Source organism: Waterburya agarophytonicola KI4, assembly GCF_020640915.1.
GTDB lineage: Bacteria > Cyanobacteriota > Cyanobacteriia > Cyanobacteriales > Xenococcaceae > Waterburya > Waterburya agarophytonicola.
On sequence record NZ_JADWDC010000030.1, the window covers coordinates 24,263 to 44,830 of the forward strand.

20 protein-coding genes are annotated in these 20,568 nt (G+C 39.4%); 7 read left to right on the forward strand and 13 right to left on the reverse strand.

Annotated features, from left to right (window positions below):
- The first annotated feature begins 24 nt into the window (after positions 1–24).
- The 4 genes from I4641_RS12860 (at position 25) to I4641_RS12875 (ending at position 3,985) form a co-directional block, all read left to right on the forward strand.
- Entirely contained in the window at positions 25–2,139 is a 2,115-nt protein-coding gene (locus I4641_RS12860) for a cation:proton antiporter domain-containing protein (RefSeq protein ID WP_229640934.1), read from the forward strand.
- An 86-nt stretch (positions 2,140–2,225) separates the two neighbouring features.
- Entirely contained in the window at positions 2,226–2,627 is a 402-nt protein-coding gene (gene speD / locus I4641_RS12865; RefSeq protein WP_229640935.1) for an adenosylmethionine decarboxylase, read from the forward strand.
- A gap of 102 nt (positions 2,628–2,729) precedes the next feature.
- Entirely contained in the window at positions 2,730–3,071 is a 342-nt protein-coding gene (locus I4641_RS12870; protein ID WP_229640936.1) for a DUF6464 family protein, read from the forward strand.
- Between the two features lie 59 nt (positions 3,072–3,130).
- On the forward strand, positions 3,131–3,985 hold the full coding sequence (locus tag I4641_RS12875) for a branched-chain amino acid ABC transporter permease (RefSeq protein WP_229640937.1): 855 nt from the start codon (positions 3,131–3,133) through the stop codon (positions 3,983–3,985).
- An 86-nt stretch (positions 3,986–4,071) separates the two neighbouring features.
- Here the strand turns inward: I4641_RS12875 and trmH are convergent, their stop codons facing one another.
- From trmH to pipX, 7 genes are all read right to left on the reverse strand, one after another.
- Positions 4,072–4,725: a tRNA (guanosine(18)-2'-O)-methyltransferase TrmH gene (gene trmH, locus I4641_RS12880; protein WP_229640938.1), complete on the reverse strand. Its 654-nt coding sequence runs from the start codon at positions 4,723–4,725 to the stop codon at positions 4,072–4,074.
- Positions 4,726–4,801: 76 nt separating this feature from the next.
- Entirely contained in the window at positions 4,802–6,343 is a 1,542-nt protein-coding gene (locus tag I4641_RS12885) for a serine/threonine protein kinase (protein ID WP_229640939.1), read from the reverse strand.
- A gap of 120 nt (positions 6,344–6,463) precedes the next feature.
- A complete protein-coding gene (locus I4641_RS12890) occupies positions 6,464–7,240 on the reverse strand; it encodes a class I SAM-dependent methyltransferase (protein ID WP_229640940.1) in 777 nt (258 codons plus the stop codon).
- A 20-nt stretch (positions 7,241–7,260) separates the two neighbouring features.
- Positions 7,261–8,067, reverse strand: a complete 807-nt coding sequence (gene proC, locus I4641_RS12895) for a pyrroline-5-carboxylate reductase (protein ID WP_229640941.1) — start codon at positions 8,065–8,067, stop codon at positions 7,261–7,263.
- 26 nt (positions 8,068–8,093) lie between these two features.
- Complete coding sequence (locus I4641_RS12900) at positions 8,094–8,663, reverse strand: cell division protein SepF (RefSeq protein WP_229640942.1); 570 nt, start codon at positions 8,661–8,663, stop codon at positions 8,094–8,096.
- 310 nt (positions 8,664–8,973) lie between these two features.
- The gene (locus tag I4641_RS12905) at positions 8,974–9,639 is read right to left on the reverse strand and encodes a YggS family pyridoxal phosphate-dependent enzyme (RefSeq protein ID WP_229640943.1); all 666 of its coding nucleotides are present in this window, start codon (positions 9,637–9,639) and stop codon (positions 8,974–8,976) included.
- A 29-nt stretch (positions 9,640–9,668) separates the two neighbouring features.
- Positions 9,669–9,947: a transcriptional coactivator PipX gene (gene pipX, locus I4641_RS12910; RefSeq protein WP_229640944.1), complete on the reverse strand. Its 279-nt coding sequence runs from the start codon at positions 9,945–9,947 to the stop codon at positions 9,669–9,671.
- Between the two features lie 310 nt (positions 9,948–10,257).
- Between pipX and I4641_RS12915 the strand changes: the two genes are divergently transcribed.
- On the forward strand, positions 10,258–10,821 hold the full coding sequence (locus tag I4641_RS12915) for a COP23 domain-containing protein (RefSeq protein ID WP_229640945.1): 564 nt from the start codon (positions 10,258–10,260) through the stop codon (positions 10,819–10,821).
- Positions 10,822–10,864: 43 nt separating this feature from the next.
- A complete protein-coding gene (locus I4641_RS12920) occupies positions 10,865–12,649 on the forward strand; it encodes a trypsin-like peptidase domain-containing protein (RefSeq protein ID WP_229640946.1) in 1,785 nt (594 codons plus the stop codon).
- A gap of 29 nt (positions 12,650–12,678) precedes the next feature.
- Here the strand turns inward: I4641_RS12920 and I4641_RS12925 are convergent, their stop codons facing one another.
- The 6 genes from I4641_RS12925 to I4641_RS12950 form a co-directional block, all read right to left on the reverse strand.
- A complete protein-coding gene (locus I4641_RS12925; RefSeq protein WP_229640947.1) occupies positions 12,679–14,124 on the reverse strand; it encodes a serine/threonine-protein kinase in 1,446 nt (481 codons plus the stop codon).
- 47 nt (positions 14,125–14,171) lie between these two features.
- Positions 14,172–15,680 carry a site-2 protease family protein gene (locus I4641_RS12930; RefSeq protein ID WP_229640948.1) on the reverse strand — a complete coding sequence of 503 codons (1,509 nt, stop codon included), beginning with the start codon at positions 15,678–15,680 and terminating at the stop codon, positions 14,172–14,174.
- A gap of 143 nt (positions 15,681–15,823) precedes the next feature.
- The gene (murQ, locus tag I4641_RS12935) at positions 15,824–16,735 is read right to left on the reverse strand and encodes an N-acetylmuramic acid 6-phosphate etherase (protein WP_229640949.1); all 912 of its coding nucleotides are present in this window, start codon (positions 16,733–16,735) and stop codon (positions 15,824–15,826) included.
- Positions 16,736–16,806: 71 nt separating this feature from the next.
- Entirely contained in the window at positions 16,807–17,193 is a 387-nt protein-coding gene (locus I4641_RS12940; RefSeq protein ID WP_229640950.1) for a DUF3110 domain-containing protein, read from the reverse strand.
- A gap of 207 nt (positions 17,194–17,400) precedes the next feature.
- Entirely contained in the window at positions 17,401–17,865 is a 465-nt protein-coding gene (locus tag I4641_RS12945; protein WP_229640951.1) for a DUF2996 domain-containing protein, read from the reverse strand.
- Positions 17,866–17,960: 95 nt separating this feature from the next.
- Positions 17,961–19,202, reverse strand: coding sequence for a TetR/AcrR family transcriptional regulator (locus I4641_RS12950; RefSeq protein ID WP_229640952.1), 1,242 nt, complete (start codon positions 19,200–19,202; stop codon positions 17,961–17,963).
- Positions 19,203–19,642: 440 nt separating this feature from the next.
- On the opposite strand from I4641_RS12950, the gene I4641_RS12955 reads away from it, so the two are divergent.
- Positions 19,643–20,491, forward strand: coding sequence for an acyl-CoA desaturase (locus tag I4641_RS12955; RefSeq protein WP_229640953.1), 849 nt, complete (start codon positions 19,643–19,645; stop codon positions 20,489–20,491).
- The last annotated feature ends 77 nt before the right edge of the window (positions 20,492–20,568 follow it).

Genomic DNA, 20,568 nt, shown 5'->3' on the forward strand with positions numbered 1-20,568 from the left:
ATCAAGTCTTCTTAGTAATATCAAATGGAACAATATCTGAGCAATTCCTTCCAAACCAATCCCTTATTAACCTTTACCCTTTTACTGCTGGTGGTACTAACTTTACCCCCTATATTTGAACGGATAAAACTACCAGGATTAGTAGGCTTGTTATTTGCGGGGGTTGTTTTAGGCTCGAATGGCTTGGGACTACTAGATGCTAAGTCCGAAACCATGAAACTGCTGTCAGATATTGGCAAAATTTATCTCATGTTTGTCGCGGGTTTAGAAATCGATCTAGAAGAATTTCGCAAGACCAAAGAGCGATCGCTTGGCTTTGGAATGGCAACTTTTTTAGTCCCTCTAATTATGGGTACGGCGATCGCCAGAATATTTGGTATTGGTTGGAATGCTTCTATTTTGATTGGGTCTTTATTAGCATCTCATACCCTCTTAGGCTACCCTATTGTCAAGGGTTTGGGAGTAGTAGCCAACGAAGCCGTTACCGTGACTATTGGAGCGACTATCTTTACCGATATTGCTGCTTTATTAGTATTAGCGATCTGTATTTCCATCCACGGAGGAGAGTTTTCAGCAGTTAGTTTAATCACTCAATTAGTTATTTTGGGCATTTATGCAGCACTGATATTAATTGGGTTTGATAAAGCAGGAAAAGAATATTTTCGGCGTACTGGAGACGAGGAGAGCAACCAGTTTTTGTTTATTTTGTTAGCTGTATTTTTAGCATCCGTCGGCGCGCAGATAATTAGTGTCGATAAAATTGTTGGTGCATTTTTAGCAGGATTAGCAGTTAATGATGTAGTTGGGAGAAGCCCTGTCGAAGAGAAAATAGAATTTGTAGGCAGTACTTTGTTTATTCCTTTTTTCTTTGTGGGAATGGGATTATTACTCGATATTCCTGGCTTTATTAAAACCGTAACTACGGAATTACCACTAACTTTGGGGATCGTAGGAGGTTTATTACTCAGCAAATTTATCGCAGCTGCGATCGCCAAAATTCTCTATAGTTACAATTGGAATCAAGCGATGACCATGTGGTCTTTATCTCTCCCCCAGGTAGCAGCTACCCTCGCAGCAGCCCTGGCAGGAGTTAATGCAGAATTGATTGACGACTCGATCTTCAATGTTGTAATTGTCTTGATGTTGGTAACGGCGATCGCAGGACCGATTCTGACCACTACATTCGGTCGCAAATTATCAGCGACAATGGTAGCCAATGGGGAGCTTCAGAAATATCATCTTGGAGGAGAACAGTCAGACACCCAAGAAGATTCAGTATTTTTCAACAACGAAACAAGATCGGAAATTCCTTACACCACCAAAAAATTTTCCTTTCGCGTTGTTGTTCCCGTGGCAAATCCCGAAACCGAACGCAACCTGATTGAGATGGGCGCGTTATTAGCCCGCCACGAGTTGGGTACGGTAATTTCTTTATCCATTGCCAAAGCCCACGTCCACATGGACGATCCCGATCTCAAGCAAGGGATGGACAGCAGCCGCAAATTACTTAAAAATGCCGTTGCTGTTACCAAAGAATTTGGTGCTAGGGGCAAATCGATGATTCGTATCGATGATGATGTGGTGCAGGGCATCACCCGTGCCGCAAGAGAAGAAAGAGCTAACCTAATTATTATGGGTTGGAGTCAAAGAGACCTGCGATCGCGTATCTTTGGTACGGTAGTAGATGGGATATTTTGGTCTGCTCATTGTCCCGTAGCGGTGATGCGCTTACAACAAGAACCAATTAAGATTCACCAAGTATTAGTGCCGATTAAAAACTTTGATGCTCAAGCCAAATTAACCATTGAATTTGCTCAATTGTTCGCCGAAACAAATCAAGCTGCTATTACTTTGCTACACGTTAGCCAGAGGAAAACACCCGCAACAGAAGTAGAAGCTCTAGGATCTCAATTAAAACAGTTTATAGAAGAGATTAAAGTTCGAGTTGACGTAGCAGTTCAAACGATCCGTAATGATAATACTACCGAAGCCATTTTAGCCCAGACGAAAAACCACGATTTAGTAATTTTACGCTCTATACGTCGCCGTACTGCGGGGGGTTTGGCAGTCAGCGATATTAGCGATCGCCTTATTCGCCAGCTAAATACATCTTTTATCTTGTTTGGCGAACCCCATTAAACTAGAAAATTATCGAGGGATTGGTGATATCTCACCCTCTATTGGTTAGAATAGTCTGGCTAATTTAATTGAATCAGGTCAAACGAATGGAACAAATGGGAACTCATCTAGTTATAGATGCTTGGTATGCCCCTGCTGAATTGCTTAACAATCCCGATGCAATACGCAAAGCACTAATAGAGGCGATCAATATCGGTCAGGCAACCCTAATTGATTTATGCGTTCATCAGTTTAGTCCCCACGGTGTTACCGCTACTGCTACTTTGGCAGAGTCCCATATTGCAATCCACACTTGGCCCGAACACGGTTATTTTGCCGCAGATTTATTTTTCTGTGGAGCAGGAAAACCTAGATTGGCAGCAGAAATTCTGCAAACGGCACTACAAGCAAAACGAGTGAAAATTAGAGAATTTGATCGAGGAATATTTGAAGAACCCAAAAATCATAGTAGTAGCTGTTTGATATCAGCATCCAACAATGAAATATAAAAATATCTAATAATTAATCTTATTCGTCATGGTTATGTTGAGATGATAAATGCTAGATTGCTAAATATTAGCTCCTCACAACAACTACTTTTCTAGCGAGCCATGACTACTTATTTTTCTGCTTTTGTCATCAAGCTAGCTCTTATCCTCCTATTAAGCATTTTGCCATCTTTGGTTTATTTACTAATTTTCCGCAAAGCTAAAAAGCGTTGGCAAATGAGGTTAAGACGCGCCCAAGTTGCTACTAGTTATCAACCAGAAAGATTTTCTGGTAGTTTGTATAGCCATAATCGAAATCTCGATCTTGGCGATCGCCGTAGACCCGTAACTAAATATTTTATTGGGGATACAAGCTGTATTAATAATGCCCAATCTCCTTATATTCGTTGTGCTATTAACCCAGAAGGACCTTGTGACGAATGTTCCCACTTTGAAAAACGCTAGCGATCGTTGCTTTAAGCTGAAGAAAATCAATCTTATTTCCTTATCTCTAAACCCTTAAAATGTTCGATCTCCAACTTCTGTTTAATGGCATTGCCATTGGTAGTATCTTAGCTTTAGCTGCTATTGGCTTAACTCTTACCTATGGCATTCTCAATTTATCTAACTTTGCTCATGGAGACTTTATGACTTTGGGGGCTTATTTAACTTGGCTGGCTAATACTAGTGGGTTGAATATTTGGTTGTCAATGATTTTGGGGGCAATAGGGACAATTATTGCCATGCTAATTTCTGAATATTTGCTGTGGAAACCGATGCGCGATCGCCGTGCTAGCGATACTACTTTAATTATTATTTCTATTGGTTTGGCACTATTTATTCGCAACGGCATTTTATTACTTTATGGCGGTAGCAATAAGCTCTATCAATTGCCTGTGGTGAGGGCTTTGGAATTTGGAGATCTTCGTATTGCTTACTATCGTTTAATCGTAATTGGATTGGCGATCGCAGCTATAACCGCCCTACATTTAATTTTACAAAATACCAAAATTGGCAAAGCGATGCGGGCTGTTGCCGACAATATCGATCTTGCTAGAGTGTCAGGAATTAATGTCGATCAGATTGTTCTTTGGACGTGGATAATTACAGGCACTCTAACGGCGTTTGCTGGGGGAATGTATGGCTTGATTGTTGTAGTACACCCTAATATGGGCTGGTTTTTAATTTTGCCGATGTTTGCTTCGGTTATTTTGGGGGGGATTGGCAATCCCTATGGCGCGATCGCTGGTGCATTCGTGATTGGTATTGTTCAAGAGTTGAGCGTACCGTTATTGGGTTCGGAATATAAGTTAGGAGTAGCCTTAGCGATTATGGTAGCCATTCTTTTAGTTCGTCCCCAAGGGCTGTTTAATAAATAACAGATTCAGGGATCAATTGTACATTAAAGCTTTATTTGTCAGATTTAACGATTTTGGGCGATCGTTGAGGAACTATGTTATCGGAATTATTCTCCTGGTAATATTTCTCCTTGCTCTCCCAAGTTAGGGTAAGGCTTACCTTCACGACGATACATATCTGCAATATCGGGATAACCCCATTCAAAGATTGTTTGATGATAAGTTTCTGAATCCAACCTTACCTTGTCATACAAATTAGCCTTTAATCTTTGTCGTTGCGCCTCAAACAAAATTACGGCATTGGCTACAGAGACATTAAGAGACTGTACCATTCCTTGCATGGGAATAATAATATGTCCGTCTACCAAATTGGCTGCTTCGTCTGTAACACCCCATCTTTCTGTTCCTAAAAGAATAGCGGTTGGCTGAGTATAATCCACTTGGCGATAGTCGACAGCTACATCGCTTAGATGGGCTGCATAGATTTTGTGACTGGTTTGTTGAAGATGTTCAATAGCAGTTTTAATATCAGGATGGGAATGTAACTTAACCCATTTTTCACTCCCTTGAGCAACCTGAGAGAAAGTGGGAGTGTCGCTGTGGCGATTAACTGCGTGTACGGCAAAAACTCCAACCGCATCGCAAGTACGAATAATTGCCGAGAGATTGTGGGGTTTGTGAACATCTTCGGTTAGTACTGTTAGATCTGGCTGTCTTTGATTGAGAACTTGCTTGAGTCTTTCATATCTTCTAGGAATCATGTTAATTGGCAATTTAACGAATAGCAAGATCTAGTATCTAACAATCGTAGCAACTGAGTACCATTTATTTAGTCAATTATTGATGAAAACCACTTTTCCAAACAGCAACGTAGATATGGTTTTGGGCATTGCGTTGAATTATTCCTTCTAGATTATTAACCCTAAATTCTTGCTTATCACTTTTCTTTTGAATAACTCGCTTCACTTTTTGTTCTATTTCTACCGAATAGTCAGTCATTAATAACTGTTTTAGAGTATTTTCTATCTCAATTCCCCCTACAGACTCAGCAAAAGATACTTCTGTTTGATGTATGGTTTGAGTTTGAAGATCGGATAAATAACCTAGATCTACTCGATCAGGGATAAAATCTGCATATAAAAATGCTCTACTATTGTTCCAATAACCTTTACTCTCATAAGTAGGTTTGCCTAAGGAATCAATTATCTGTTCTAAAGGAACACCTACTCGAAAGGCAGGTATGTTCAAGACTGCTTGTTCTTGGGGAATAGAAGATACTGTGGTAGTGGAAGACAGTGCTTCAACTGTGTTGTTTTTGGAAGCTTCTTGTAGGGAGGCTACATCACTAGACTTATCTTGAGTTGGATTGAGACTGTTGTTATCTTTGAGTGATAAATCAAAATCAAAGTTTAGCATGGCAAAAGCTATGCCTAATATTCCCAATCCCGAAGACATTAATGTTGAAACAATTTTAACTTCTGATGTGAGCCAAGATTTTTTTTCTGTCTGAGTAATTAAAGATTCAGAAATGTCTATAGACTGAGGAAAGAGTGCCTGTGACATCTCTTCTGCGGAAGCAAAGCGATCGCTTTGCTTCGTGCAAATAGAGCGATTGATCGCTCTAACTAAATTGGCTGAAATATCGGGAACATCTTGTTGCCACAGTAGCTTGTGATTATAGAGATCGCAATCTAATTCTGCTGGAGTCTTTCCTGTAAGTAAGTAAATCGCGGTTAACCCCAAGCTATAGAGATCGCTAGCATATAAAGATTTTCCTAATTCTTTTTCTGGAGGAATATATTGATGTTGGTTAGCCAACAATAAACTCGGTTGATTTAGTCGCTGGGTTTGGCTTTCTAATTCTTCGACTCCGCCAAAATATATTGGTATGGGTAAACATTCTCGATCTTTAATTAGATTGAGCCAATGATTTTGACGCAAAATAATACTACTAGGACTCAACTCACGATAAACAATGCCATAGTTATGAATGTGTTGGAGTACCTCTAAAATGCTAGCCAATATTTGCTTTACTTCTGTTTCTGGTAGTTTTCCTTGCTGACGAACTTTTTGTTCTAGAGTTACCCCTTCGATCCACTCGCGAACTAAATAAAAGTCTTCTCCATCGACAAAATATTCATGTAGTTGAGGAATTTGACGATTTTTACCACTCAAAAGCTTGAGAATACTGGCTTCTCTCTCAAATAGATCTCTAATTTTTCTAACTTGGGGATCTCCTAGAATCGGTTTGAATTTCTTAATCGCATAGCGATGAAAAGAATACAAGCCTTTTCCTTGGGCTAGAAATGTTTCGCTACAAAAATCTTGACCCAAAACTTTGATGATTTTGTATTTCTTTTCGATGATTTCGCCTTTCATGCAAGTATTTGAAAATCTGACGCTCAAATTAACTGTATTCAAATACTAGTTAATTTTATGGATAAAATCTATAAACCAGCATACATAATGACTTTAAATCTAACTATTGATAATCAAAAGCTATCGAACAACTAAAATACGATAACCAGCATCGTACATTTCTTGCTGTTTTAGTTGTCCGTATTTTTGCAACCAAATACCATTATTAAGATCGGTAGCTAATCTATTTACACCACTTTCTAATTCTTGATCGGGAATTTTCGAGAAAGTTGAGATACCTTGACGTACGGAAGAATCTAAATAAATTTCTGGTTTCTGCCAACCCGCAGCAGCAAATAAATCGCTTAAATCGGGTGGTAACAAAAAAGGTAAAATTTCTACTTTTTTATGAGTAATTTGTTTGATTATTTGGGCTATTTCTTGAGTGTTGGGAAAGGTTTTTAAAGTATCTTGAATAAAGTAAGGGAAATAATCGGTCAGCCAAAAATCAGGAATTTTACTTTGTTCAAAAGCAAAGATTGTAATTTTTCCTGCTGTGGTAATGCGATCTATTTCTCTAATTGCCTCGCTGATATTTTGAAAGTGGTGTAACGCCAACATAATAATTGCGCCATCAACGGTATCATCAGGCAAAGGAATAGATTCCGCAGCAGAAGTTATCCAGCTGACCTTATTATGGGGTTGGGCTTGAGCTTGCATCCTCTGGTTCGGCTCGATCGCGACTATTTCGTAACCCCTTTGGGCGATCGCCTTGCTATAATTACCCGTCCCCGCACCAACATCTGCGATCTTTTTACCTGGAGGAAGATCCAACAATTCGATTAAGCGATCGACAATTCTGCTATCTGCTTGGCGAGTACTGTTATATCCTTTAGCGATCGCATTATACAAAGTCATAGCTCTTGGTCAATTATTTGCTATTTACCTAATTCTTTAGATCTAGCGGTGGCAGTTTTGACAGCTTCGATCAAAGCCGAACGAAAACCAACGCTTTCTAATTTAACAACCCCTGCAATAGTCGTCCCTCCAGGGCTAGTTACTTGATCTTTCAACACTCCTGGGTGCAATCCTGTTTCTTTAACCAAAGTTGCCGTACCTAATACTGTCTGAGTGGCTAACTGAAGGGCGATCGCTCTAGGTAGTCCTCCAGCTACTCCGCCATCGGCTAAAGCTTCGATCGCCAATGCGACAAAAGCAGGACCCGAACCAGATAAACCCGTCACTGCATCCATTGATGATTCGGGAACTTCTACGACTTCTCCTACCGCCTTGAAAATCGCGATCGCTCGTTTGGTATCTTCTTTTGTTGCTTGATTTCCTGCTGCGATCGCCGTCATTCCCTGCCCTACTGTAGCGGGGGTGTTAGGCATGACGCGAATTACTGGCTGATGGGGAAAAGCTCGTTCCAATTTAGCTATGGTTACTCCAGCCAAAATTGAAATTACAGTACTATTCGTATTTGGCGTAATATTGCTAACCACCAAATCCAATATTTGAGGTTTGACTGCCAATAATAATATCCCTGATGCAGATATGGCAGTTTGATTATCTTCCGTAACTTGGACTTGATATTGTTCGGTTAAATACTGTCTTCTTTCTTCTCTGGGTTCGCTTACTAATACGGTACTAGCAGCAAATACATTTTGTGCCAGGAGGCGAGATAAAATAGCTTCTGCCATTACCCCCCCTCCAATAATACTGAGGCAAATACTATTAGATGTCATAATCCAATAATACTATCGCTAGAACACTATTGAGCAGCTACATTGGGTTGATGTCCCCAAGCTTCGGGGGCTGGTGTAGCAGTGCGACGCACGTGAGCTTCGGGAGTATGAACATCCTTCAAAATTCCAGAAAGACTACTTACTTTTACAGAGCTGGGAGTGAATAAGAAAATACTTTCTCCGACTCGCTCTTGATGTCCATCCATAGCGTAAGTCCCACCAGCAATAAAATCAACTGCTCTTTGGGCTTCTTCGGGATTCATTACGTTAAGGTTTAATACTACTGATTTACGTTCCCGTAAAGCAATGATAACCTGGGGCATCTCTTCAAAAGAGTGAGGTTCGATAACTACTACTTCGGAATTTCCGTTAGTCAATCCTGGCATACCAATTACATTGTTCATCTTCATCTCTTTGCGGTTAGTTTGATTGTTGGGGGCAGCTATTTTGGTTAATTCTGGCTGATTGTTAGATGCTTGAGGATGAGTAGGGTAAGATCCGTTCATTTCTTCTTGAGGATCGTATTCTACATATTCTTCTTCTTCCCCATCGTATCCACTGTCAATTCCAAAAAATTCTTTTAATGTATCTAACATAATTACTTACAATTCCTAATTAATTTACGACTTTAATTGGTTGATTTAGATACTTCTTTAAATTATTACTTTTCGATTGAGACAAAATAGTAATTTCATTCTCGAAATTTCCGAGAAAGTGGCTGTTTTTAAAGAAATATTTGTTTGGCGACTCAATTCTACTCCACATAAACCCAAATGGGAGGTTCGGCACAATCTATTTCTTCATTTAATTTTAATTATCTTGGTTATTCTTTAAAAAACTTTATAGGGTTTGGTATTGCCAAAGACAAAATTAATGTGTAGCTTAGGTGTCGATCGCCTTGCTATTTCACTTAGAGCCAAAGATAGTTCTACCCAAACGTATCATGGTTGCTCCTGCGGCGATCGCTAATAGATAATCTCCAGACATGCCCATAGATAATTCTTTCATTGGAAGGTTTTCATAGCCCCGTTGTTGTATCTGGGCTGCTAACTTGGCAGTTGCTTCAAAAGCACTTAATGTTTCTTCAGGGGATAATCCCAACGGCAATATTGTCATCAAACCCTTGATTTTTAGATTTTGATATCGATCTAATTCGGCTAAATCCCCGATCAATTCTTCGGCTTCCCAACCATATTTATTAGGATCGGGCAAAACTTTTACTTGAAGAAATACTTTTGGCGTGAGGTTTGACTCTTGGGCTAATCGATTCAATCTTTTGGCTAAAACCAAACTATCAACAGAATGAATCCATTCAAAATTTTCCACAATTTTTTTAGCTTTATTCTTTTGAATATGCCCGATAAAATGCCAGTTAATATCTGTCAAATCTTCAAACTGTTGTTGTTTATCCAAAGCTTCTTGTAGGCGATTCTCTCCAAAGTCTCTCACTCCTACCCCATAAGCTTCTCGCATTGGTTCGATGCCTACTTGTTTGGTTATGGCAATTAATTTAACCTTTGAGGGAATTTTCTGTTGTATTAATTTAATTGTTTGAGAAATAGAGCCTGTCATCAAGTTAATCAAAAAATCTAGAATAGAAGTTAAAGAAAAGTGCGTTTATAAACAGCCTGAAGTTCTCGATGTTTTTCTGTTTCGCGGTCTAATAAGAATCGTCTTAACAAACTTTCCACCAACAAACGAGCATCAGATCTACTAATAGGATCGAAGGAAAGAGAATCAGTACTAGTTGTAACAATAAAAAACAAACGTTGAGCGTATAAGGTAGTAAATAATTCCTGATTGTTCTTTAATAAACATATTCTGTAGAGAAGTCCGAAGGTAGGGTGATTTAGATAAGCTTCGTTCTGTTGATTATTCACTCTGTAGTTTAATTAATTAAGGCTAAATGTGGAGAACATTTTAAAGATTATACTATTAGCGATCGAAGAATGAAAATTCAAAATATAAATAATCTACCATCAACAAATCTAGATTAATTAAACCCCACGGCTAATTACATTCTAAAATTCTAAGTAGCGCATCTAGTGATTTATATGTCTTTTGTGGGTACTTCATACTAAACTGTGGGACTCGACCTTAAAACCATTAGTTTATGCTTGCCTGTTAACCCAATTTATAATCGGTAAATCAAAATTTAAACCCTAATTTAAACTTATCTCTAAAGCAATAATGCCTGTATTAAATACATATATCTCAACCTTATCGATCGTAGGAATCATATTCAGCAGTTTTTTAACAAATATCAAGCCTAGTATTGCCCAAGATCGCTTCTTTTGCGACGAAAATGGACTTTTTACCAGTGTCAATACCGAAAGAGGCGCACTTCCTTTAATTCGTTGGAGCGATCGCTCTTTTCCACCTCCTTTTTCTCCTGCTCAACGATGCCAGATTGTATCCCAGCGATTTCAGAAATTTGATAGTAATGGGACGCTGAAATATATTAAAGCTGATATGGTGAATAATCTTCCTGCACTCTGCGTCGCTGCTTATCTAGGAGGAAAATGTCTGCCCGATGGGCTGTTGGTCACATTTAAACCTGGTACGGATGCCAACAAAACTCTAATCAAGCTTTTAGATCAACGAGTTTGGGCAGCTAGAGAAACTATTTCTCTAAGCGGTAACTCCAACGATTCTATTCCTCCAGAAGAAAAATCAGTAATTTCGCAAGTTAACGGAACGACTTATATCAATATGGAACTATTTCTCAATTGGAATAATGAGCCACAAAAATAATCAATCAAGAAAAAATCGCCTTATTTGATATTTGTAAATATATATGAACCTCAAACAAAAATATGCGATCGCGATCGCCAGTACGACAATGGTTTTGATGCAGCAGATCGAAGCAGTAGCTCTTAACGCCAGAGAAATTAGTACGATCGCCAGAGATATCACAGTCAAAGTTATTCAAGCTCAAACAGGCAACAACGGATCGGGAGTGATTATCGAACTCCAGGATGGTGTTTACTCTTTGCTGACTAACTATCACGTTGCTGGAGAAGATGGGGTATATCGAGTACAAACTCCCGACGGTATAAAACATAAGGTGACTGCCAAACAAGAACTTCCTGGCTTGGATTTAATGATTCTTACCTTTGACAGCAATAACGAATACAGAGTAGCTAAACTAGGTAATTCTGAAGATATTGTTCCCCTACAAACAGTCTTTGTGGCTGGTTTTCCTGCAATTCAAAACGATCTAGATTTAGTTTCTGGTCAAGTTCGGAGTATTAGAGAAGATATTTTAATCAATCCAGAAGAAGACGAAGGCTACGCCCTAGTTTATTCTAATCAAACTTTGCCAGGCAGTAGTGGTGGTGCGGTAGTAGATGAAGATGGTTTACTGGTGGCGATCAACGGTGAAGCAGAACGAGATCCCACTACGGGGAGAGATATTAGCCGAGGTATTCCGATTAATATCTTTTTGTCCGCTATGGAAGAATTAGAGCAAGAAAATGAAATAGCAGAGGCAGAACAAGAACGTATTGCCGAGGAAAAACGCATTGCAGCGGAGGAAGCTCGAACTAGGGCAGCCGAAGAAAAAGCAGCAGCGGAAGAAGAGGCAGAAATAGCTGCCGAGACAGCCAAAATCGAGCAGGAAGAACAAAGAATAGCCCGAGTAACAGAATCAAATTCCGAAAATGGCGATCGCTCTATTGCCTTGTCCGACAATAAATATTTACTAGCCAGTAACTTAGAAGGACATCAAGATATAGTTCATAGCGTAGTGTTAAGTTCTGACAAAAAAACAATTGTTACGGGTAGTTGGGATAATACTATCAAAGTCTGGAATGCTCAAACAGGAAAACTAGAGCAAACTTTAGTCGGACACGAAAGCTTGGTTAATAGTGTTGCCCTCAGTCAAGATGGTAATACTTTGGTGAGTGGTAGCGATGATACAACTGTCAAAGTCTGGAACGTGCAAACAGGAGAATCTAAGCAAACCTTAACTGGTCACAATGATGTGGTCAATAGCGTTGCTATTACTCCTGATGGCAAAACAGCAGTGAGTGCCAGCGATGATGAGACCATCAGAGTTTGGAATTTGGAAACTGGGAAATCGATTCTGACTCTTTCAGGACACGAAGATTGGATCAATAGCGTTGCTATTACTCCCGATGGTACGACAGCGGTGAGTGCTAGTAGTGATGAAACCGTTAGAGTCTGGAATTTGAATAGCGGACAACTAGAACAAACTTTTCTCGGTCATACTGATGTAGTAACTAGCGTGGCAATCTCTCCCAATGGCTCGATTATTGTTAGCGGTAGCGACGATGAAACTGTCAAAGTTTGGGATCGCCCCACAGCAAAATTAAAACATACCTTTAATGCTGCTTCGGGCTGGGTGAATGCCGTAGCTATAAGTCCAGACGGTACAAAAGTAGCTAGTGGTAGCGATGATTCTACAATTCGAGTCTGGAGTCTCCAGGATTATCAACTCCTGACTATTCTAGAAGGTCACGATGATGTTGTATCTAGCGTGGCTTTGAGTTTTGATGCTTCTACTATTGTTAGCGTTAGTGGGGATAAAACCGTCAAGATTTGGCAATTGCAGAATTAAAGATTAACGAGGAAAAGCGATCGCCTTGTCTATTTGGTTGACATGATTTTTAAAGATTCCAGCATTTCGTCTTCCACAATTGCTTCAAAATTGTCGTATTGTCCTAATTCTGCTTCGTAGCTAACGAGATAAACGCGATCGCTATTTAAAGTCCATATTTGGAGATGTTTGGTTTCAATTTTGTTTTCTGGATTTACTTTGGTATAGATAACTTTGTGACCATCTTTTTCGCTCAATTTAATCGGACGAGAATCAATAATTTTTGCTTGGGGTAATCGAGTAATTTGATACACAGCGTTGGTAGTATATTCATCTAAAGAATTAGCATTTTGTTGGTCTACTCGAATCTCAACTTCGGGGGGAATCAAATAAGACTGGCTTCGTTCGGGGATAAATTGAGCGATCACACTACCTGGTTGATTGGCTTCTTTCAGCTTCCAGCTAGAAGGATATTTCATTTCAATTCCATATTCAGAATTACTATAAAGAAAAGGAAACTTGTCTTTATTTGTGGTGTCATAGTCGGCAGTTTTGGGTATCTGGTTCAAAGAGTTTTCCAGTTGCCAATAATAATATCCCGCACCCAATATACCTAAAAGCACAATACCCGTGCCAAATATGGTTTTAAAATCAAATAATTTCAATTTTCTACCCAATTTAAAATTTCTAACTATTTTTAAAGCTTCGCTGGCAGATGTATAACGCTGTCGAAAGTCGGGAGAAACCATCCGATCTAAAACTTCAGCTAGATTTTCATTAACTTGAATTCCATCTTTCCATTTAACTACTTCTGTATCGTGGTCTAAAGGAATGTCTTTCGGTTCTACCCCTGTCAAGGCATAGATTCCAATCATTCCTACCCCATAAACATCACTAGCTAGTTTGGGTTTAATACTTTTTTGCTCGGGAGCCATATAACCTTCAGTACCAATGGGTACGGTAAGACTGGTTTTTCCTTCCGCATTTGCCATTTGATTGTTGAGCTTTTTGACCGAACCAAAATCAATTAGCATCAATTTCCCATCAGATTCGCGCCTGATGATATTCGATGGCTTGATATCCTGATGAATCACCTTTTCTTGGTGAGCTACTTCGACAATTTCTAGAATTTGTCGAAGTAGTCCGACAACTTGTTCTGCCGTCCATTGTCGATCTGCACCAAGTTCTTGAGCTAAATCTGTCCCCTCAATAAACTCATGAACTAAGTAAAATTTATCTCCATTACGAAAATATCCCAAAAGATTGGGAATGCGATCGGATTTACCCAAAATTTTTAGAATTTTAGCTTCTCTGGCAAATAAATATTTTGCTTTACGCAAGCTCAAGGTATCTTTTGCTTGTGGTTCAAATTGCTTGATTACACAGCGCAAATTTCCTTTGGCTTGTCGATCCTCCGCTAAATAAGTTTGACCGTATTTACCCGTTCCTAACAGGCTCAGGACATGATATCGTCCATTGAGGGTTTCTCCAATCATTATTACTTCTCTACTGTTTGAGGCGTGTGATTAATCTTATTTTCTAGTTAAGAGCCTAAACCAATACGACCAGCCAAACTAGCACTCAAGGGAATTAGAGTGGCTAGGCTCAAAAACAGTGCCAACAAAGCCCAAGCTGCTCGACTATCATCTGGTTCGGTTAATTCATTCTGTACGGGGCGTTCTAAATCTCGCTGTAAAAACAGAATCAAAACTGCCCAATATAGAGGGATAGGATTGACAGGATTGAATAAAGCAACAATACCTAAAATAATTAGGGTAGCTAAAGTACTGCGTCTGCCAGTTTTACGTCCATAAATAGCGTGAACAATTCTTCCTCCGTCTAGTTTTCCTGCGGGTAAAAGATTTAAAGCTGTAATCACTAATCCCAACCAACCGATAATTACCAAGGGATTAATATCTACCACTGCCGTTTCCAAAGCAGAACCCAAAATAACTTTAGCTAAAGTTCCTACTAAAATTGATGCACGGAAAAACTCAGTAGGCAACTGAAACATACTCCCAGGATGGGATATAGTAAGACCCGTTACTAGTAATATTAAAGAGATAATTCCTGCTGCGGCAGGCCCTGCAAAAGCGATATCAAATAAAGCCGTACGATTGGGTAATAGGGACTCAAAACGAGTAATTGTCCCAAAAGAGCCAATTTGCCAACTAGGTAGAAAGAAAGGAATACTCAAACGAATCTTATAGTGGTTGGCAACTATGCGATGACCAATTTCGTGAGCAATTAGAACCGCCCACAGTCCCAAACTCAAAGGGACAGCCTCGCTATAGCGTCCAAAATCGCTAAACAAATCAAAACCCTGCAATAAACTAGATGCTTCTAAGCTAGTTAAGATTGTCCCAATAAACAAAATTAGAGCAAGATTTTTTTGTGGCAAAGTTGTAGTTTGGGGGTCATTAGTCTTGGGTAAAATCACTACAACTGGTCTAGCTTCGGGGCTTTCTACTAGAAATAAACGATATTTATCATCAAAAGTTGCTGTCAACTTTTGGCTCATTTTAGAATATGCCATTTCTGCTTCTCCCCGCAGATTCCCTTTAAATATCGCCCCATCCTGATAGGGAATAGTTTCGGTAGCAAAAAAAGTATCAATGCCAAAAATTCCCTTCAAATCTGCTAGATCTTCCTGAGGAATAGGTAATACTTCTGAGGCGATATCATTGTTCAGTTCATCAGAGTCGACAATTGGAGGTAATGTTTCTGATATTTCTGCCTCTTTTTTAATTCTTTCTGCTGCTTTCTGTTGCAATAAAGCTTCTTGTCCTTCTGCTCTAAGTTGCTTACCCAACCATATATAAACAGCAATGGAAGCGAGCAACAAAAATAGTATGCCCACTAAATTTAGATATATTCCTACGGTAAATAAGCCAAAAAATAGCAACCAAGGACTCATTAAAGCAATAGACTGCAACCATGCGAGGATTCCTAGTCTGCCAAAAGCTTTAGCTCGGTTATAGCCCCAAAAAAGTATGGCAATAACAGCAGTAAGCAGTATGAAAGTGGCAAGAGATTCCGATCCGTTTAACATTAGTTGTTTTAATTAGGTTAGTTTCAATAAATAAGAGAGATCGCCATCTTGCGGGATTCACTTATTTTAATTATTTGATGATTAAGGATTTTTTATTATTTTATTATTAATCTTGAATCTACTTACTCTTTATTGGTTATTGGCTATTGGTTATTGGTTATTGATAATCGTAAGTTTCCTTTGTTTTTATCTAATAATTCTTCTCCCGCTGCTATATCCAATCCAGTCCAGTGCATTAAAAGAGCTAATTTAACTTTATTCTGGCTTTTGTCGAGTAATAAACTCGCTTCTTGACGGTTTAAATCGGTTAAGTCACTAATAATCCGTAAAGCTCGGTCTTGCAATTTATCATTAGTCACCGCCACATCTATCATGCGATTGCCGTAAACCTTGCCATAGCCTACCATTGCTCCCGTAGAGATGATATTTAATGCCATTTTGGTTACTGTGCCAGCTTTTAATCTCGTCGAACCAGCTAGAATTTCTGCACCTACTAAAAGACGAATATCAATATCGGCTTCCATGGGTACTTGTTCGGCACTGACACAGCTTATTGCTACAGTAGTAGCCTCTCTAGCTTTTGCTTCTTGTAATGCGCCACGAACATAGGGAGTTGTTCCCCCTGCGGTAATCCCAACAACTACATCTAATTTACTTATTTCACGTTCGGCGATCGCTTTTGCTCCATCTGCGGGACGATCTTCTAAGGCTTCAGAACTTTTTACTAGAGCATCTTTGCCACCAGCTAAAATTCCCTGAACTAGTTCGGGAGAAGTACAAAAAGTAGGGGGGCATTCTGCTGCATCCAAAACCCCCAACCTACCGCTAGTACCAGCACCAACATAAAACAGCCGCCCGCCTTGTTTGAAAGCGAGGGTAGTCGCATCAATAGTCTGAGCCAAAGGAATGCGAGCTTTGGCGATCGCTTCAATGGTTTTGTTGTCTTCCTGATTAAACAAATCGACTATTTCTAAACTAGATAAACTATCCAAATTCTGACTATTGGGGTTAATTTGTTCGGTCAACAAATGTCCCCGCGACTGCAAATTGTCCATTTTTGTAGGTTTAACTTTTAAGGTAGTTGATGACTTTTTTCTTAGCTATGGTATTAGCTTCTCTTCGTTCCTCAAAGCAGCCCCTCTAGTTGCTGGCGAATGCGATCCAATTCGTCACTAGCAATTGTTCCTTCTTCTGGGGGAGAATCTGTAATTTGAGCTTCCTCTTCTTGTTCCCAACTCAGTTCTTCCACATTTTTTTCGGGTGGAATTTCCAACTGTCCTGGTTCGACCATTTTCCAATCGTAGTCAGCCTGACGGCAGAATTGCTCTACTTCCTCAGAATCGATCGCTTCTACTTTAGCTTCGGGAAAATCTTGTGCTTCGAGCAATCCTCCATAGCGTATAGCATCATCTTCATCTTGAAACATCAATATAGTGTTGCGATCGCCTATTTGAATGGTATGAATCCCTTCATTTTCAGTTCCCGCGTTAAATAATAAAATATGTACTAGCATAATTAACTCGTGCCAATTCTCTATTAATGCCAATTACAACACAAAATCACTTTATTGAGTCAAGGAAATTCACTGAATATTGAGTTTAAAACAGGACATTAATGGCTTCAAGCCTTGCAATCGATCCATAAAAAGAGACGATTTAGATTAAAACCGCCTCTCGTTATGAGTTTTGACTCTGGTTTATTTGATTGATAGTCGACCAAACTAGTTTCTAGTCAGCCATTTCTGGGCATTGAGACGTTGAATTGTGTACATAACAAGAAGTTCCAAATTGACTCTTCTCTCATCAATCATAAAAGATTCTAAGGTGCTGGGAGGATTATTGTAGGTGGCACTAGAGAAAGCTTTTTGCCCTGCAATATCTTCGTCGGGGAAATAGATATTAAATAGGCGATCGCCATTATCCCATTTACCAATTACTTGCCAACAGAGTTCGTTAGAATTTGCTCCTTTTATGGGTACGCCTTGCTGTACAAAAGCTAAATCCACATCATCAATACCTTCTCCTGCCATTGCTTCTTTTAAAGCAGGGAGGTAATGCTGTTGAATAAATTCGTCAAATGGCTTGTCCTCTAGCTTGGGTGGTTTTTCTTTCTTAGCTTTTGCAGCAGGCGGTTTTTTCTCTGCTGGGGCTTTTGCCTTTTCTTGATTATTTTGTTCCTCTGCCATTTTCTACCAAATTTAAAGCTTTAGCTAGGATGTTTATTCGCTGTTATTCTATCACGCTGACTTAGGTAGAAATGTTACTTAATTACGGGTGATCGCTAATTTTTGAGACTTTTTTTTTGATCTATTCGTGCTGCTGCTTCTAAGGCGGATTTATTTCTAGCTCTTTGAGCATATTGTGTTAGTTCTTCGATCTCCATCCCACTTAAAATACTCAAATCTTCGATATCAATACCTTTCATTAACATCTCTACACACCACGTTTGTTGTGCTTGAGAGATTTGAGGACTTTCTCCTTGAGGGGTGAGCAAGTCTGCGGTTAACTCTTGCCAGATGGTTTGTAATTCAGCTTCAGAGATCGGGTTACTTGCATCATTAATAAAAATTGATGCACATTCATCTTTACGACTTTTTAGCCACTGGATTAAAGGATTGGAAGATGCAGATCCATAGCGAAAACCCATTACCCATTGATTTAGAGGGACTTGTCTTTCCCGACCATAATTAATTTGCAGAATGTGTTGTTGGGGTTCGACTACCGAATGCGATCGCTCTAAATGTAATATTTCCTCTAAAGATAATCCCGCCCCAAACAGAATATAAATTAAGGCATATTCTTTTTTTCCTGTTTTTTTGGCTTTCCTGAAAAGCGATCGCACCAAACTCCCTGGTAAATCTTCAATTTCCTTGGGTTCGATTTTAACAATACTAGTTTCGGTAACTGTAGGTATTGTTTCTGAAGTAGGAAATGAACCTTGTAGAAACAGCTTGACTATACTATCTAGAAAATCATTTTCTTCGTCCCAAAAGTTATACCCTTCAGTGCTAGATTCAACTACAAAGTAGCCCACCAAAAGAAAATTGAGCAGGTTGACAATCTGTTCTGAAGTCAGATTGCTAGATAAACCTTGAACGGCGATCGCTTTTTCTAAATACTCTGCTACATAACGATTTGCTTCGCTCAGACCTTTTCCCAATGCCAAACGATTCTCTACAGGATAGTTTCCCGCTTCTCCTACAATCGAACGGACTAGATCGGGTGCTTTCTCAAGTGTTCTCAGACTTTCTTGGGCATATTCCTGTAAAAAATCTGCTACATTATCTTTGCTATCAGCTCTTTCTACCAAAGCATGAACCAACTTAGCAAAGACCGCAGAATCTTGCAGAACGGCTAAAAGCAAGCGATACTTGTTACCAAAATTACGAAATAAAGTTACCTCGTTAACTTGGGCGCGTTCGGCAACCGCCTTAGTCGTAGTTTCAGTCACGCCTTTTTCGGCAAATAAATCTAAAGCTGCTTCAATTAGACGGGCTTTGGTAGACTTTCGGGGAGTGGACATTTTCTACTAGCTTATGACTTTAAATCTATTTTAGTTAAAGCGGTATTTTTGACCCTTATTATGACATTAGTTTATCCATTAATACTGAGTAAAACGTTTGGTAGCATGAGTTAATTGTGCTGTAATCAGTTGCTTATTGGCGATCGCAAATCAATTACGGGTACAGATGCAGGAGAAGTCACTTTCAGACGTATTAAATAAGCCATTAATTTGGTTTGTAGTTTTAAATGTAAGTAACACTTGCAATTTTCCAACTATGTCTGTTACACTGATAAATGTAAGTAACACTTGCAAAACCATTTTGAGATTACGCCGATAAATTTTGTGAGCCTCTGATAGCATACAGCCCAGTGCGCTTGCCTTTAAATGAGGGTAATCGAAGAGCTAATTAAACAAATTTAGCTTCATAACCTTAAAGAGTATTTTAGGACAAGTTTAGTATGACACAGCAGTTAATTGCCCCCAAAGATAAGCCGACCCTTCAACCTAAACCAGAAAAATTAGATTTATCTTTGGTTAATATTTTCTTCTTTGGTGCGTTCCACATTATAGCGTTGGTTGCAGCACCTTTCTGTTTCTCGTGGTCGGCATTGGGCGTAGCATTTTTCCTACACTGGTTGACTGGTAGTATTGGTATTTGTTTGGCATATCATCGCATTTTGACTCATCGGAGTTTGGAAGTACCCAAGTGGCTGGAGCGAATTCTCGTAACCATCGGAGCCCTAGCTTTACAAGGCGGTCCTATATTTTGGGTAGCGGGACACAATTTGCATCACGCTCATACTGAAGATAATGATAAAGACCCCTACTCTGCAAAAAAAGGTTTTTGGTGGAGTCACATGGGTTGGTTGATGTTCCAACAAGAAAAGTATTTTGACTACGATCACTATAAAAAATACGCGCCCCGTACCAATCGCGATCCTTACTATCGTTGGTTAGAGAACAACTTTATTCCAATCCAAATTGCTCTAGGTCTGCTTCTACTTGCGATCGGTGGTTGGTCTTGGGTAGTTTACGGTATCTTCGTCAGAGCAGTAACTTTGTGGCACTGTACTTGGTTTGTTAATAGTGCAACACACTTCTGGGGTTACAAGAATTTTGAATGTGAAGATGGCTCGCTCAATCTTTGGTGGGTCGGTTTATTGGCTTACGGTGAAGGTTGGCACAACAATCATCATTTTAGACCTCACGTCGCTAAGGCTGGTCAACGTTGGTGGGAAATTGATGTTACCTGGTGGGCAATTCAAGTATTACGCGCCTTAGGTTTAGCCAAAAAAGTTGTGATGTAATCACAAAACGTTGGTAATAGTAACTTAAAAAAGGATCTCTCTTGATTTACAAAGGGAGATCCTTTTTCATGCCCCAG

What these genes read in the sequence shown, in the direction of transcription:
- I4641_RS12905 (WP_229640943.1), bottom strand. Translation starts at nt 9,639, where the DNA reads ATGACAGGCTCTATTTCTCAAACAATTAAATTAATACAACAGAAAATT.
- murQ (WP_229640949.1), bottom strand. Translation starts at nt 16,735, where the DNA reads ATGGACAATTTGCAGTCGCGGGGACATTTGTTGACCGAACAAATTAAC.
- I4641_RS12945 (WP_229640951.1), bottom strand. Translation starts at nt 17,865, where the DNA reads ATGGCAGAGGAACAAAATAATCAAGAAAAGGCAAAAGCCCCAGCAGAG.
- I4641_RS12940 (WP_229640950.1), bottom strand. Translation starts at nt 17,193, where the DNA reads ATGCTAGTACATATTTTATTATTTAACGCGGGAACTGAAAATGAAGGG.
- I4641_RS12920 (WP_229640946.1), top strand. Translation starts at nt 10,865, where the DNA reads ATGAACCTCAAACAAAAATATGCGATCGCGATCGCCAGTACGACAATG.
- speD (WP_229640935.1), top strand. Translation starts at nt 2,226, where the DNA reads ATGGAACAAATGGGAACTCATCTAGTTATAGATGCTTGGTATGCCCCT.
- I4641_RS12915 (WP_229640945.1), top strand. Translation starts at nt 10,258, where the DNA reads ATGCCTGTATTAAATACATATATCTCAACCTTATCGATCGTAGGAATC.
- I4641_RS12885 (WP_229640939.1), bottom strand. Translation starts at nt 6,343, where the DNA reads ATGAAAGGCGAAATCATCGAAAAGAAATACAAAATCATCAAAGTTTTG.
- proC (WP_229640941.1), bottom strand. Translation starts at nt 8,067, where the DNA reads ATGACATCTAATAGTATTTGCCTCAGTATTATTGGAGGGGGGGTAATG.
- I4641_RS12930 (WP_229640948.1), bottom strand. Translation starts at nt 15,680, where the DNA reads ATGTTAAACGGATCGGAATCTCTTGCCACTTTCATACTGCTTACTGCT.
- I4641_RS12875 (WP_229640937.1), top strand. Translation starts at nt 3,131, where the DNA reads ATGTTCGATCTCCAACTTCTGTTTAATGGCATTGCCATTGGTAGTATC.
- I4641_RS12860 (WP_229640934.1), top strand. Translation starts at nt 25, where the DNA reads ATGGAACAATATCTGAGCAATTCCTTCCAAACCAATCCCTTATTAACC.
- I4641_RS12950 (WP_229640952.1), bottom strand. Translation starts at nt 19,202, where the DNA reads ATGTCCACTCCCCGAAAGTCTACCAAAGCCCGTCTAATTGAAGCAGCT.
- I4641_RS12900 (WP_229640942.1), bottom strand. Translation starts at nt 8,663, where the DNA reads ATGTTAGATACATTAAAAGAATTTTTTGGAATTGACAGTGGATACGAT.
- I4641_RS12870 (WP_229640936.1), top strand. Translation starts at nt 2,730, where the DNA reads ATGACTACTTATTTTTCTGCTTTTGTCATCAAGCTAGCTCTTATCCTC.
- I4641_RS12955 (WP_229640953.1), top strand. Translation starts at nt 19,643, where the DNA reads ATGACACAGCAGTTAATTGCCCCCAAAGATAAGCCGACCCTTCAACCT.
- I4641_RS12925 (WP_229640947.1), bottom strand. Translation starts at nt 14,124, where the DNA reads ATGATTGGAGAAACCCTCAATGGACGATATCATGTCCTGAGCCTGTTA.
- I4641_RS12890 (WP_229640940.1), bottom strand. Translation starts at nt 7,240, where the DNA reads ATGACTTTGTATAATGCGATCGCTAAAGGATATAACAGTACTCGCCAA.
- trmH (WP_229640938.1), bottom strand. Translation starts at nt 4,725, where the DNA reads ATGATTCCTAGAAGATATGAAAGACTCAAGCAAGTTCTCAATCAAAGA.